Annotated in this window: 10 protein-coding genes; 8 read left to right on the plus strand and 2 right to left on the minus strand. The window is 69.8% G+C overall.

Features of this window, described 5'->3' with window-relative positions:
• Positions 1–39: 39 nt before the first annotated feature.
• The gene (locus tag B0920_RS05455) at positions 40–2,286 is read right to left on the minus strand and encodes a TonB-dependent receptor (RefSeq protein ID WP_078031535.1); all 2,247 of its coding nucleotides are present in this window, start codon (positions 2,284–2,286) and stop codon (positions 40–42) included.
• A 319-nt stretch (positions 2,287–2,605) separates the two neighbouring features.
• Here B0920_RS05455 and B0920_RS05460 point away from each other — a divergent pair, with 319 nt between their 5' ends.
• Positions 2,606–4,438, plus strand: a complete 1,833-nt coding sequence (locus tag B0920_RS05460; RefSeq protein ID WP_179119098.1) for a family 43 glycosylhydrolase — start codon at positions 2,606–2,608, stop codon at positions 4,436–4,438.
• On the opposite strand, the gene B0920_RS05465 is transcribed toward B0920_RS05460, so the two are convergent.
• Entirely contained in the window at positions 4,361–5,362 is a 1,002-nt protein-coding gene (locus B0920_RS05465) for a DMT family transporter (RefSeq protein WP_078031537.1), read from the minus strand. The two genes, B0920_RS05460 and B0920_RS05465, sit on opposite strands and share 78 nt — an antisense overlap.
• Positions 5,363–5,522: 160 nt before the next feature.
• Between B0920_RS05465 and B0920_RS05470 the strand changes: the two genes are divergently transcribed.
• The 7 genes from B0920_RS05470 (at position 5,523) to B0920_RS05500 (ending at position 14,620) form a co-directional block, all read left to right on the plus strand.
• On the plus strand, positions 5,523–6,821 hold the full coding sequence (locus tag B0920_RS05470) for an extracellular solute-binding protein (protein ID WP_078031538.1): 1,299 nt from the start codon (positions 5,523–5,525) through the stop codon (positions 6,819–6,821).
• A 13-nt stretch (positions 6,822–6,834) separates the two neighbouring features.
• On the plus strand, positions 6,835–7,713 hold the full coding sequence (locus B0920_RS05475; protein ID WP_078031539.1) for a carbohydrate ABC transporter permease: 879 nt from the start codon (positions 6,835–6,837) through the stop codon (positions 7,711–7,713).
• On the plus strand, positions 7,710–8,543 hold the full coding sequence (locus tag B0920_RS05480; RefSeq protein WP_078031540.1) for a carbohydrate ABC transporter permease: 834 nt from the start codon (positions 7,710–7,712) through the stop codon (positions 8,541–8,543). Before B0920_RS05475 ends, B0920_RS05480 begins: the two co-directional genes overlap by 4 nt.
• Positions 8,544–8,554: 11 nt before the next feature.
• The gene (locus B0920_RS05485) at positions 8,555–9,664 is read left to right on the plus strand and encodes an ABC transporter ATP-binding protein (protein WP_078031541.1); all 1,110 of its coding nucleotides are present in this window, start codon (positions 8,555–8,557) and stop codon (positions 9,662–9,664) included.
• A gap of 29 nt (positions 9,665–9,693) precedes the next feature.
• Entirely contained in the window at positions 9,694–10,719 is a 1,026-nt protein-coding gene (locus B0920_RS05490; protein ID WP_078033299.1) for a LacI family DNA-binding transcriptional regulator, read from the plus strand.
• A 152-nt stretch (positions 10,720–10,871) separates the two neighbouring features.
• Positions 10,872–13,664, plus strand: coding sequence for a TonB-dependent receptor (locus B0920_RS05495; protein WP_078031542.1), 2,793 nt, complete (start codon positions 10,872–10,874; stop codon positions 13,662–13,664).
• Between the two features lie 8 nt (positions 13,665–13,672).
• Positions 13,673–14,620: a glycoside hydrolase family 43 protein gene (locus B0920_RS05500; RefSeq protein WP_078033300.1), complete on the plus strand. Its 948-nt coding sequence runs from the start codon at positions 13,673–13,675 to the stop codon at positions 14,618–14,620.
• Position 14,621: the final 1 nt, after the last annotated feature.

Consider the following 14,621-nt stretch of genomic DNA (forward strand, 5'->3'; position numbering starts at 1 on the left):
ATCCAATCCGGGCGCCGCCGCGCCCGGGGCCAAGCTCGTTCAGAAACGCAGGTCCAGGCGCAGGTCGGCGGTACGCGGCGCGGTCGGCGTCGCCATCCCCGAACTGTCGATGATCGAGGGCCGGACCTTGTCCTCGATGTTGCGCACCCGCGCCAGCAGGCTCCAGCGCGCGCCTTGCGGCTGCCAGCGCAGCGTGGCGTCGCTGCTGGTGTGCGAGGGAATCTCGTAGGCCAGCAGCTGGCTTGGCACCGCGATCACGTAGTCGCCGCTGGCGCGCGTGAACAGGCCCGCGCTCAGCGCGCCGCCGCCGAGCTGGAAGCGCTGCTCGTAGCCGAGGGTGAACACCTGGCTGGGAGCGCGGTCGAGCTTGCGCCCGGCCCAGGAGGTGTTGCCGCTCGGGGTGTAGGTCACGTAGCGCGCGTCGAGCAGGGTGAGGCCGTAGCTCAGGCGCCCGCCCAGGCCCACCCGCAGCTCGCCGTCGAGCTCCACGCCGCGGCTGCGCGCGCGGCCGGCATTGCTGGTCAGGAGGCGCGGCGCGCCGCTGACGATCGCCGTGCCGGTCAGCTGCAGGTTGGTGTAGTCGTAGTGGAAGACGGCCGCGTTGACGCTCAGGCGTCCGTCCAGCAGGCGGCTCTTGAGGCCCGCTTCCAGCGCGCGCAGTTCTTCCGGCTGGTAGTAGAGCGCCTTGGCGCTCACCGCGGTGGCCGCCGGGCAGGCGATGCCCAGGGCGCTGGCGCCGGCGATGCAGCCGTCGTTGAAGCCGCCCGCCTTGTAGCCGGTCGAGAGGCTGCCGTAGGCCAGGGTGTGCGCGCCAAGGTCGGCCTCCACGCCCAGGCGCCAGGTGGTGCGCGCGGTGGAAAGCTCGGCGGCGTTCAGCAGACGGCGGTCGGTGGCCGGATTGAAGACCAGCTGCTGCTGGAAGTTGGTCGAGCCGACGCGGCGCTTGTCGTCATGCGTGCGGCGCGCGCCGGCAGTCAGGCGCAGGTCCGGGCGCAGGCGCCAGGTGAGCTGGCCGAACACGGCCTTGCTGCGCGCATCGGTATCCAGCGGGAAGGCGTAGTAGGGCGGCAGGCCGGCGGGCTGGAGGCCGTGGAAGGCGTAGGTGGTGAAGGAATCCTCGCTGAAGTAATACAGGCCGCCCTGGGCGCTGAGGGCGCCCGCGCCCTTGGTGGCGACGCGCAGTTCGTGCGAGTCCTGCTCGTTGTGGCCGTCGTAGAAGTTGATCACGCCGAGGGCCACGCGCGGGGTGATGCGGTAGTAGTAGTTGTTCAGCATGTCCTGGTCGAGCTCGCGGTGCGAGGCCAGGTAGTGGAGCGTGGCCGGGCCCAGGTCCCAGCTCAGGTCCGCCGACAGGCCGCGCGCGCGCCTGTCCTGGTAGCCCTGCTGCGGGACGATGTTGGGCGGACGGAAGGCATTGGTCAGGCGCTGGTCGGTGCTGCCGTGGCGCCAGACCGGCCTGCCCTCAGCCACCCCGGTGTAGAAATTGGTGTCGGGGACGATGCGGTCGTTGTTGTTCGAGACCTGGCTGTAGTCGTAGCGCAGCAGCACGGTGGCGTCGTCGTTGAGGCGCAGCCGGGCCGAGAGGCGCGCGTCGCGGTCGTCGCGGTCCATGCCGGGCCGGTGCGGCGTGCCCTGGGCGTTCTTCAGGAAGGGGTCCTGGCGGCGCGCGCTGAGGGCGGCGCGCAGGGCCAGGGCCTGATTCACCGGCACGTTGAGCATGGCGTCGAGCTTGCGGTTCTCGTAGCTGCCGGCCTCCAGGCCGAGGGCGCCCTCGAGGCGTCCGGTCGGGGTGTTCGAGATCACGTGCACCAGGCCGGCCGTGGTGTTGCGGCCGTACAGGGTGCCCTGGGGGCCGCGCAGCACTTCGATGCGGTCGACGTCCAGGAAGTTGGCGGTCTGGCCGGCCGGACGCGCGAGATACACGCCGTCGAGCATGAAGGCGGCCGAAGGGTCGCCCTTGTCGGTGGTGTCGTTGTTGCTGATGCCGCGGATCGTGACGCGCAGGCCGGAGAAGGCCTGGTCCATGTGCACGTTGGGCAGGCGCGAGCCGAGCGCGGCGGGATTGTCGGCGCCGATGGTTTCCAGTTGCGCGCCCTGGATGACGCTCATCGCCACCGGCGTGCGCGAGGCCAGCGCCTCGGTGCGCTGGGCGGTGACGACGACTTCGGGAACGGTGTTCGCCTGTGCGGATGCGGTGGCCGGCTGGCCCTGGGCGATGCCGCAGACCATGCCCGATACTGCCGCGACCAGCATTGTTTGGGCTGGACGGACCTGCTTGACTTTCATGTGAACCAACTCCCAGTACTGACCTAGTTTTGCCGCATCCGTTTGTTCTTATTCAACAACGTGTAGTGTGTCAAAGGATGCAAATTTTGCCAGTCTAGCAGTTAGTGTCCTCAGGCAACAGTCTTTGTGGTGCTAATTGAACAAAAATAGGAAACCCGAGCAACGTGAACGTGAATTCGCGTGGTCGTATGCTTAACATTCTGCCTGTCCAAGCGCTTCCATTTTCACATCACGCGTGCGCCATCGGGATGCAGATTGGATTATTTTCGGGCAATACTCAGAACAGCGGGCCGGCTTGCCGGCTCCCCAGGAGATTGCCGTGAACCGTTTCTTCCCCCGCCGGATCGCCGCGCTGGCCCTCGGCTTCGGCCTTGGCTCGGGCCTTGGCCTGGCCCCTGGCGCCGGCGCCGGCGAGCAGGCCCCAGCGCCCGCCAGCTTTACCAATCCGCTGCCGCTGCGGCTGGCGGACGGCGGCCTGGCCGAAAGCTGCGCCGACCCGGCCCTGCTGCGCGACCGCACCACCGAGCAGCCGGTGTGGTACCTGTACTGCACCACCGACCCGGTCAGCCACAAGGAGCGCGACGGCGCCGGCTGGCGTTTCCGCCTGATGCCGGTGTACCGCTCGGTCGACCTGGTGGACTGGTACTACGTGCGCGACGCCTTCGAGGACCGACCGCGCGGCGTGGCGGCCCCCAAGGCCGGCCTGTGGGCGCCGGAGCCGGTCTACATGAACGGCAACTACTACCTCTACTTCACCATCACCGACGTGCCCGACGCCCTCAGCCCCGAGAAGGGCTGCGGCTCGGACAGCGCGATCGGGGTGGCGACCAGCGCGGCGCCGGGCGGGCCGTGGAAGGCCGCGCCGCGCCTGGTGGTGCCGCCGCGCCGCGCCGGGAGCGGCTGCAGCTTCCAGTGGACCTATGACCCAGACGTGGTCGAGACGGCGGACGGCGAGCGCTATCTGTATTACGGCAGCTATGGCGGGGGCCTGTTCGTCCAGCGCCTCAGCAAGGACGGCATGGCGGTCGAGGGTGAGCCGGTGCGCATCGGCGCGTCCGACCGCTACGAGGGCGCCGAAGTGGTGCGCCACGGGCCCTGGTGGTACCTGTTCGCGTCGGCCACCAACTGCTGCAACGGTCCGCTGACCGGCTACGCCGTGTTCGTCGGGCGCGCCAAGCATCCACAGGGGCCTTTCCTCGATCGCGAGGGCAACGACATGGCAGCCGCGCGCGCCGGCGGCACCCCGGTGCTGCTCCAGAACGGCAACCGCTGGGTGGGCGCGGGCCACAACTCGGTGTTCCAGGACGCGGCCGGGCAATGGTGGACCCTGTACCACGCGGTGGACCGGAACCAGCCCTTCTTCAGCGCGCGCGACCAGCTGACCCGCCGGCCGCTGCTGATGGAGCGCATCGAGTGGGTCGAGGGCTGGCCGGTGGTCGCCGGCGGGCGCGGCCCGACCGAGGGAGCGCAGCCCGCGCCGGCCCTGCGCGCCGGGCTGCGCACGCCGGCGCCCGCGCATGCGCCGCCGGCGGCGACCGCCTCGCCCCTGTGGACCGAACGTTTCGAGCGCGGCCGGCTCGATCCGCGCTGGAGCTGGGTGCGTCCCCAGGCCTTGGGGAGCTGGGGCGCGGCCCAGCCCGGCCTGCGCATGGCCACCATCGACACCGACCTTCACGCCGATACCGACAACGCCGCCGTCTTGAGCACGCCGCTGCCGGACGGCGACCTGCGCATCGAGGCGCGCCTGCGCCTGGACGCGCCGCTCGACTGCTGCACGCGCCCGGTGCAGGCGGGGCTGGTGGTGATGCGCGACGACGACAACTACGTCAAGCTGGTGGAGCTGGCGCGCGGCGGACTGCGCCAGGTGGAATTCGCCAAGGAGATGGCGCCGGTGGAAGCGGATTTCCCGCGCTACGGCAACACCACGGCGGGCCCGCCGGGCACCTGGACCTGGCTGCGGCTGGACCTGCGCCGGAGCAGCGGGGAGGAGCGCTACACGGCCTGGTCGAGCCAGGACGGCGTCAACTGGGTAGGCGGCGCGACCTGGACCCACCGCCTGGGCACCGGCGCCCGCCTAGGCCTGGTGGCGATGGGCGGCGCCGGCCATGCCGTCACCTTCAGCCAGGTGGCGGTCGGCCGGCTCGGTCCCTGAGTCCTGCGGCGCGCGCGCATGGGCGCGCACCGACCAGGTGACGCCGGCCACGAGCAGGGCGATGGCGGCCAGTTCCAGCGGGCGCGGACCCTGGGCGCGGTAGGCGAAGCCGTAGAGCAGGGCGAACAGGGTCTCGAACAAGATCAGCTGGCCGGACAGGGTGACCGGCACGCGCCGGCTGGCGATGTTCCACAGCTGGTTGCCCAGCACCGAGGCGCCCAGGGCCAGCAGCGCGTTGCAGGTCCAGAACAGCGACCAGTCGCGCGCCGCGCCCGTCGGCGCCGCGCCGCCGTCGAACAGCAGGCTGGCCGCGCCCAGCACGAGCGCCAGCACGCCGGTGCTCAGGCCATACAAGGCCGACCACTCGGCGCTGCCGAAATGCGGATTGCGCTTGAGGTAGCGGGCATTGTCGAGCGCATACCAGCTCCAGCACAGCAGGGCGCCGAAGGCAGCCGCCAGCCCGGCCAGGATGGCGCCCGGAGGCGCTTGTTCGCCGTGGGCGAAGGCGTCGAGGTTGATGCAGGCGATGCCGGCCGCCACCAGCAGCAGGGGCAGGGCCAGGCGCCGCAGCGGGACGGCCCCGTGGTCCTTGCGGCCGAGGAGGGTGACCACCACCGGCAGCATGCCGACGATCAGCGAGGTCGGGCCGACGCCGGCGTACTGGACGCCGACCGCGAGCAGGATGTAGTACACGATGTTGCCCGCCAGGGCATGGCGGACCAGGGCGGCCAGGTCGGCGCGGCTCAGGCGCCGGGCCAGGCCGCGCAGCCTGGGCAGCAGCAGGACCAGGGCCATGGCGCCATAGGCCAGGTAGCGGCCGACCGCCAGTTGGAGCGGGCTGAAGGCGGACAGGAATTCGGGGACGATAAACACCAGGCCCCACATTGCGCCGGCCAGCAGGCCGCAGAGTACGCCGATCGCCATCGATGCCGTCCGTCCAAAAGGGAAGGATTCTAGCAGGCCCGCGCGCCGGTCGCCGGGTCCGGGGGCGGGCCCACCCCCGCGCACGCTTGAACCGGCCCCCTTCAAGAATTATTTGCTAGTATTAATTCATAAAACTTAACAATATTTACAGGAGACAGGCTTGGCGCACACCGCATGGCGCCTGGCCGGCGTCACGCTCGCCGCGGTGCTGGCCGCCACGGCCGGTCCGGCGTCGGCCCAGGTCGAGGTCAGGATGTGGACGCTGCTCAGCGGCGGCGACGGCGCGCGCATGCGGGCCCTGGTCGAGCGCTTCAACGCCAGCCAGCGCGAGGTGCGCGTGGTCTCCACCACCCTCAAGTGGGGCGAACCCTTCTACACCAAGCTGATCACCTCCTCGGTGGTGGGCGAAGGCCCCGACATCGCCACCGTCCACCTGTCGCGCATGGTCAACCTGGCCGGCGGCGGCGTACTGCGCCCGATCGCCCCGGAAGAATTGCGGGCCGCAGGCCTGAACGGCGCCGACTTCTACCCGCGCCAGTGGACCAAGTCGCACTACCAGGGGCGCCTGTACGCGATCCCGGTCGACCTCCACCCCCTGGTCCTGTACTACAACAAGCAGCTGGTCGGCCGCGCCGGCCTGCTTGGGGCCGATGGCCGCCTCAAGCCGATCGAGGGCGTCGACGCGCTGACCAGGGCCTTCGGCGCGGTACGCCAGGCCACCGGCCGCCCCGGCATGACCATGGAGAGCAGCCAGAGCTCCTACGCGGTGTGGCGGCTGTGGGTGTCGATGCTGGCCCAGCGCAAGCTGCCCCTGATCGAGAACGGCAGCTTCGCCTACGGCCACGGCGGCGAGGACGCGCTGGCGCGCATCGCCGGCTGGTTCCAGGCCGGCTACGCCCAGTCGGGCCTGGACTACGCGGCCTCGACCAGCCAGTTCATGGGCGGCAATGCCGGCTTCATGATCAACGGCGTGTGGGAGGTGCCGGAGCTGGTCCGCGCCAGCAAGGCCGGCACCCTGGGTTTCGACTACGGCATCGTCCCGCTGCCGCGCATGTACGGCGACGCCAGCGTCTGGGCCGACTCGCATGCCTTCGCGCTGCCCGCCAACGAGGGCAAGCCGATCCCGCCCGCCAGGCTGCGCGGGGCGCTGGCCTTCATGGCCTTCGTGGCCAAAAATTCGCTCGGCTGGGCCGAGGGCGGCCACGTGGTGGCCTACCGCCCGGTGGCCGAGTCGGCGGCCGCGCGCGGCCTGATGCCCAACGCCGCTTACGCCGGGGCGGCCGGGCACGTCGTCTACGACCCCGACGCCTGGTACATGGGCGCCGCCGGTCCGCTGGAAGCGATGGCCTCCAAGTTCCTGCCGGCGGCCCTGTCCTCGCAGCTGACGCCGCGCCAGGCCCTCGCCATGTTCGAGAGCGAGGCCGCGCGCCTGCTCAAGAAACGCCCGCCGCGCTATTGAACCCGGAGCCAGGATGCCGAACACGCCGCCTTCATCCCGTGCCGACGCGCTGCCCGCCGCGCTGCTGCTGGCGCCCTTCGGCATCGTGTTCGTCCTGTTCTTCTTCCTGCCCGCGCTCCAGACCTTCTGGCTCAGCCTCACCGAAAGCAGCCTGACCCGCACCAACGCCTTCGTCGGCCTGGAAAACTACTTCACCCTGGTCCAGGACCCCTCGTTCTGGGCGGCCCTCGGCCACACCTTCTACTTCGCGCTGCTGACCGTGCTGCCGCTGACCGCCCTCGGGCTGGTGATGGCCCTGCTGGTCGACCGCTTCGCGCGCGCCCGCACCTGGCTGCAGGGCGCCTTCTTCCTGCCCTATGTTCTGCCGATCTCGGTGATGACCCTGATCGCCGACTGGATGCTCCAGCCTTCCTCTGGCGTGGTGAACCATGTGCTGGGCATGCAGCGCGCCTGGTTCGCCGACCTCACCTGGGCCATGCCCATGGTCGCCATCGCCACCATCTGGTGGACCGTGGGCTTCAACATGCTGATGTTCCTGGCCGGCCTGCGCAACATTCCGGCCGACCTCTACGAGGCCGCCAGCCTGGACGGAGCGCGCGGCTTCACCCTGTTTCGCACCATCACCTGGCCGGCCTTGCGGCCGGTGGCCGGGATGGCCATGGTGCTGCAGCTGATCGCCTCGATGAAGATCTTCGGCCAGACCTACATCATGACCACGGGCGGGCCCTTCAACACCACCCGCGTGACCCTGCACTACATGTACGAGACCGCCTTCACCCAGAGCGACGCCGGCTACGCGGCCGCGATCGCGATGGCCTTCGTGGCGATCGTGATCCTGCTGTCGCTGGCCCAGGCGGGCTTCGTGCGCTGGCTCAACGGGAGGGGCGCATGAAGACGCGCGGCAGCGCTTTCTGGACCGTGCTGGGCGCGCTCGCCGCCGCCCTCCTGGCCGCCATGTGGGTGGCGCCGCTGCTGTGGGCGCTCAGCACGGCCCTGCGGCCCGAGCACGAGACCGTGTCCGCCGTGTTCCACTGGCTGCCACAGGACTGGACCCTGGACGCCTTCCGCAAGGTGCTGGCGGCCGGCAACGTCGGGCGCTGGTTGTTCAACAGCGCCCTGGTCGCCCTCCTGGTCACGGTGGTCACGATGGCGCTCAGCCTGATGGCCGCCTATGCCTTCTCGCAGCTGCGTTTCAAGGGCCGCCAGTTGTTGTTCGCGGCGGCCATGCTGGCCTTCCTGGTGCCTTTCGAGGCCCTCCTGGTGCCGCTGTTTCGCATGATGAACCAGCTCGGCCTGATCAACAGCTATGCCGGCATCGTGCTGCCCCAGGTGGTGGCGCCGGTGGTGATCTACGTGTTCAAGGGCTTCTTCGACGCCATTCCCGCCGACTTTCGCGAAGCGGCTGTGATGGACGGCGCCGGGCCGCTGCGCATCCTGTGGAGCGTCTACCTGCCGGTGTCGGGCAACATCGTGTGGGCGATGGCCATCGTCACCTTCATCGCGGCCTGGAACAACTTTTTATGGCCCTTCATCATCGTGACCTCCAACGAGATGATGACGATTCCGCTCGGCCTGACCCAGACCTACGACGCCTACGGCGTGCGCTACGCCCAGCTGATGGCGGCGGCGCTGCTGGGTGCGCTGCCGGTGGCCCTGGCCTACGTGCTGTTCCAGCGCCGCGTCACCCACGGCTTCCTGGCCGCCAGCGGCCTGAAAGGATAGAAGGAGCGTTCATGGCGAATGTGCGCCTGCGAGGCATCACCAAGCGGTACGAGAACAACAGCGTGATCAAGGGCGTGGACCTGGACATCGCGGACGGCGAGTTCGTGGTGCTGGTCGGCCCTTCGGGCTGCGGCAAGTCGACCCTGCTGCGCATCGTCGCCGGCCTGGAGGACGTGAGCTCGGGGACGGTGGAGATCGGCGGCCGGGTGTGCAACGAGGTCGAACCCTCGCGGCGCGGGATCGCCATGGTGTTCCAGAGCTACGCCCTGTACCCGCACATGACGGTAGCGGAGAACATGGGCTTCGCCCTCAAGCTGGCCAAGGTGCCGCGTCCCGAGATCGCCGAGCGGGTCGGGCGCGCCGCCGAGATCCTGCAGATCACCCACCTGCTCGAACGCCTGCCGAAGGCGCTCTCGGGCGGCCAGCGCCAGCGCGTCGCGATCGGCCGCGCGATCGTGCGCAAGCCCGAGGTCTTCCTGTTCGACGAGCCGCTCTCCAACCTCGACGCCGCCCTGCGCGGCCAGACCCGGGTCGAGCTGGCGCGCCTGCACCGCGAGCTCGCGGCCACCATGATCTACGTGACCCACGACCAGGTCGAGGCCATGACCCTTGGCCAGAAGATCGTGGTCTTCAACGGCGGACGCATCGAGCAGGCCGGCACGCCGCTCGAGCTCTACGAGCGGCCGGCCAACCGCTTCGTGGCCGGCTTCCTCGGCTCGCCGCGCATGAACTTCCTGCCCGCGACCCTGGCCGGTGTGGAAGGAGGCAGGGCCCTGGTCCGCCTGGCGGGCGGCGCGTCCTGCGCGGTGGCCGCCGACGTCGGCGCGGCGGCTCCCGGCGCCGCGGTCACCGTGGGGGTGCGTCCCGAGCACCTGCGCCTGGCCGGGGAGGGCGAGACCCACGCCATCCCGGCCCAGGTAAGCCTGGTCGAATACCTGGGCGACGCCGCCATCGTGTACGCGCAGGTGCCCGGCGTGGAGGACATGGTGGCCCTGAAGCGGCGCCCCGAGGAGGCCGGTCTGCAGCAGGGCGAGCAGGTGCGGCTGGCCTTCGATCCCGCGCACGCCCACCTGTTCGATGGAGAGGGCGCCGCCTTCGCGCGCGCGCCCTCGGCGCGGTGAGCGAGCCGGGCCGCCCGCGGCGGCCGACCATGACCGACATCGCCAAGCTGGCCGGGGTGTCGCAATCCACGGTCTCGCTGGTGATCAACCACATGAGCGGCGCCAAGGTGTCGAAGGCCACGCGCGAGGCGGTGCTGCGCATCGCGCGCGAGATCGGCTACCCGCTGCAGCGCCACGCCCACGCCCGCCCCGAGCAGGAGCGCAACCTGGTGGTCTACCTGACCGACGAGCTGGCGACCAGCCCGCACGCGATGCAGACCATCGAGGGCGCGCGCGACGGCGCCTGGGAACAGGGCTGCCTGCTGGCGGTGTTCGCCACCCGCGGCGACCCCGAGCTGGAAGGCGCGGTGCTCGGGCGCATGCTCGCCAACCCGGCCCTGCTGGGCGTGGTCTACGCCACCATCTTCACGCGCGCCGTGACCGTGCCGGCCGGCCTGAAGGACGTGCCCACCGTGCTGCTCAACTGCCATGCGCGCGACCGCGCCTGCTCCTCGGTGGTGCCGAGCGAGGTGCTGGGCGGCTTCGCGGCCACCATGCGCCTGGCCGAGGCCGGGCACCGGCGCATCGGCCTGATCAACGGCGAAGGCTGGATCGAGGCGGCCGGCGAGCGCCTCAAGGGTTACCGGCAGGCGCTCTCGACCTGCGACATCCCTTACGATGCGGCGCTGGTGCGCGAAGGCGACTGGCAGGTCGACAGCGGCTACCGCCACGCCCTCGATCTCCTGGCCCGGCCGGATCCGCCCACGGCCCTGTTCTGCGCCAACGACCTGATGGCGGTCGGCGCCATCGAAGCGGCGCGCAAGCTCGGCCTGGAGGTGCCGGAACAGGTCTCGATCGTCGGCTACGACGACCAGGACCTGGCGCGCTACACCACGCCCCAACTGACCACGGTGTTGTTGCCAAACTACGAAATGGGACGCTGGGCGGCCCAGGCCCTGATCGACCAGGCGCGTTCCGGCAGCGCCCGACGCACCAGCATCAAGATGGATTGCCCTCTGGTGGAGCGCGAATCCGTGGCCCCGCCAGCCCATCAATCAGCCCATCCGCCGGCCTGATCTGGTGTGCGCCGCCCCGGCGCGAATTCGGTTAGCTTTTGTCCAATTAGTCATTTTTATGATTAATAAAAATTTCAATATCGGCAAGCGGTAGCGTCGCGCCCGGCCCGGGCCCGCCACCGACCACGACCGGAGAGAAACCAGGAGACCCAATGACGACCCTGAAACTCAGGCCGGTATGCGCGGCCATCATGCTGCTGTGCGTACACGGCGCCCATGCCCAGACCCGAACCACGAGCGACCCCGACATCGAGAACCGCAACCAGGGCGCGGCCGCCCCTGCCGCCGCCGCGCCGGCGGGCGCCGCGCCGATCCAGACCGTGCAGGTCACCGGCATCCGCAGCAGCATCCGTTCGGCCGAGGAGATCAAGCGCGACGCCGAGCAGGTGGTCGACTCGATCAACGCCGAGGACATCGGCAAGTTCCCGGACCGCGCCGCCGGCGACGCCCTGCAGCGCATCGCCGGGGTGCAGGTCGGGCGCGACCTGGGCGAAACCAATACCGTGATCATCCGCGGCCTGCCCGACGTCGTGACCACCCTGGACGGCAACGAGATCTTCACCGGCACCGGCCGCCGCCTGTCCTACCAGGACCTGCCGGTGCAGTCGATCGGCGGCCTGGACGTGTACAAGTCGGCCACCGCCGGCCAGCTCGAAGGCGGCATCGCCGGCGCCGTCAACGTGCGCCTGCGCCAGCCCTTCGACTTCAAGGGCTATACCGTGAGCGGCTATGCCGAGGCGCGGCGCAGCGAGGTCGAGGGCTCGAGCGGCCACGAGGAAAAGACCAACCCGGGCCTGGGCGTCCTGGCCAGCAACCGCTGGAAGACCGGCCTGGGCGAGATGGGCTTCCTGTTCGACGTCGCCTGGAACAAGGAGCGCTGGGGTTATCCGGTGCAGTGGGTCGACCGCCCCGACCGCATCTTCTCGGTGGGCCAGGACGGCAGCGCGATCCGCCTCAACGACGACCAGCCGATCGCGCCGCTGCGCCCCGGCGACCGGCTGGGCGAACTGCCCAACATCGGCGGCATCTACAACGCCGGCGACCGCGAACGCGGCAGCATCCACGGCGCCTTCCAGTGGAAGATCAATCCCGAGCTCGAATTCAGCACCCAGTACCTGGGCACCAGCTACCGCAGCCGCAGCGAAGTCGACTACATCCTCAACATCGCCACCTGGGCCCCGCGCCTGACCAATGCGGTGCTGGCGCCGGAAGGCCCGTACTGCCAGACCAGGCAGGGCGTGATCTGCCCGATCCAGTCGGCGGTGGCCCCGGCGGCCCAGTTCGGCGGCCCCTACGACTGGGATCCCTATACCGCCACCAGCACCTGGGGCGTGAAGGAGCGCACCGACACCCACTTCCTGAACTTCGGGCTGCGCTTCCGGCGCGAGGCGCTGACCCTGGACTCGAACCTGGCCTTCACCCGCTCCGACTTCGTCAACGACCGCGTGATCGTCGACCAGCAGATCCCGGGCGCGAGCTCCAACGTCTACACCTACGGGCGCGACGGCCACGGCGGCTACAACACGATCACCACCCCGACCAGCGCCAACCCCTTGCGCGACCCCAACCAGTTCGTGCTGCGCGGGATGGTGCAGAACTGGGGCGAATCCCAGGGCGAGCAGGTGCAGTTCCGCAGCGACGCCACCTGGCGCCTGGACGGCGGCTTCATCACCGCGCTCACGGCCGGCATCCGCCTCTCCAACCGCGAGGTCAGCTTCCACGGCGGCGAACGCGCCACCGACCTGCCGGCCGGCGTGCGGCCTTCGCCGATCGACGCCTTCGGCCCGTCCTTCCAGAAGCTGGTGCCGGGCCTGGACCGCCTCGGCGGCCCCTGGTACACGCCTTCGCGCGACTTCCTGATCGACAATGCGAATACCGTGCGCAGCTTCTACGGCGTGGCCCCGGGCCGGGTGCCGGAAGACCCCAACCGCCTGTTCGAGCAGCGCGAGCGCAACGCCACCCTGCACCTGGGCGCGCGCTGGCGCGCCGACCTAGGTCCGGTCGGCGTCACCGGCCATGCGGGCGCGCGCGTGGTCAAGGTCAAGCGCAAGCTCGAAGGCCGCAACCGCACCGGGGACGTGGTCAGCAACGTCGACATCTCGACTTCCGAGACCGACGTCCTGCCCAACCTCTCGGCCCTGGTGACCTGGAGCGAGCGCCTGCAATCGCACTTCAGCGCCGGCAAGACCATCACCCGGCCGGAGTTCACCTCGCTCAATCCCTCGCTGGCCCTGATTCCGCCAACCGTCAACGCGCCCGGCACCGGCTCGGGCGGCAACCCCTATCTGGAGCCGACCGAATCCAAGAGCATCGACGCCACCCTCGAGTACTACTTCAAGGACAACGGCTACGCCCAGGTCGCGCTGTTCCACCGCGACATCGAAGGCTATCTGCAGAACTTCGAGCTGGCCGAGACCATCGGCGGCCAGAACTACCGCGTGACCCGGCCGCAGAACTCGGGCAAGGGCAAGTTGAAGGGCGCGGAATTCGGCATCCAGAAGTTCTTCGACTTCCTGCCGGGCTTCTGGAGCGGCTTCGGCGCCCAGTTCAACTACACCTGGATCGACGGCGAGAACGAGACCCGCACCTCGTTCGAGAGCGGGGACTACCGCAAGACCGACCTGGTCGGGGTGGCGCGCCAGAACTACAACTTCGCGCTGCTCTACGAGCGCGGCGGCTGGACCGGGCGCCTGGCCGCCACCCGGCGCGGCAAGTACGTGGAGCAGATCGCCGAGCCGCGCTTCGACCAGGACCGCATCGTCAAGGCCTCGACCTACGTCGACCTGAGCATCGGCTACGAGCTTACCCGCAACCTGAGCCTGCAGTTCGACGCGATCAACCTGACCAAGGAACGCTACGAGAGCTACCTGGGCGATCCGATCCGGCCGCGCGACATCCGCTACAACCCGACCACCTATGGACTGAGCCTGCGCTACCGGATGTGAGGATGACGATGGCGAGCACCTACACCAATCCGGTCTATCCGGAGATCATGGCCGACCCCTTCGTGCTGCGCCACGAAGGGCGCTACTACGCCTACGGCACCGCCCCCGGAAGCCCCGAGGGCGGACGCTTCCCGGTGCTGGTCTCGGACGACCTGGTGCGCTGGGAGCACGCCGGCTACGCGATCGCCCAGCCGGGCGAGGACCACTTCTGGGCGCCCGAAGTCGCGCATGCCGACGGCAGGTTCTACATGTATTACTCCTCGGGCGACGTCGAAGGCAAACGGCACCGGCTGCGGGTGGCGGTGGCCGACCGGCCCGAAGGACCTTTCGTGGACCAGGGCGTGCTGCTGGTGCCGGACCAGCCATTCTCGATCGACGCCCACCCGTTCCGCGACGAGGACGGCCAGTGGTATCTGTTCTACTGCGTCGACTTCCTCGAGGAAGAGGGCGACCACCGCGTCGGGACCGGGATCGTGGTCGACCGCATGCCGGAGATGACCCGGCTGGAGGGCAAGCCGCGCATGGTGGCGCGTCCCCACGCCGACTGGCACCTGTTCCGCAAGGGCCGCGCGATGTACGACGCGGTGTACGACTGGCATACGGTGGAAGGGGCCAGCGTGCTGAAGAACCAGGGCAGGTATTACTGCTTCTACAGCGGCGGGGCCTGGGAAAAGGAAAACTACGGCGTCAGCTACGTGGTGGCCGACCACCCGCTCGGGCCCTACCATCGGGCGCCGGACGGGCAGGGTCCGATCATGAGCTCGCGGCCCGGACACCTGATCGGGCCGGGCCACAATTCCTTCACCACCGCGCCGGACGGAAGCACCTGGATCGTCTACCACGCCTGGGACCCGGCCATGACCGGCCGGCGGATGTGCATCGATCCGCTGGCCTGGCAGGGCGAGCGGCCGGTCACGAGCGGTCCGAGCTGGACGCCCCAGCCAGGTCCGGCCTAGG

The sequence above is a fragment of the Massilia sp. KIM genome (assembly GCF_002007115.1).
In the GTDB taxonomy this organism is placed as follows: domain Bacteria; phylum Pseudomonadota; class Gammaproteobacteria; order Burkholderiales; family Burkholderiaceae_D; genus Telluria.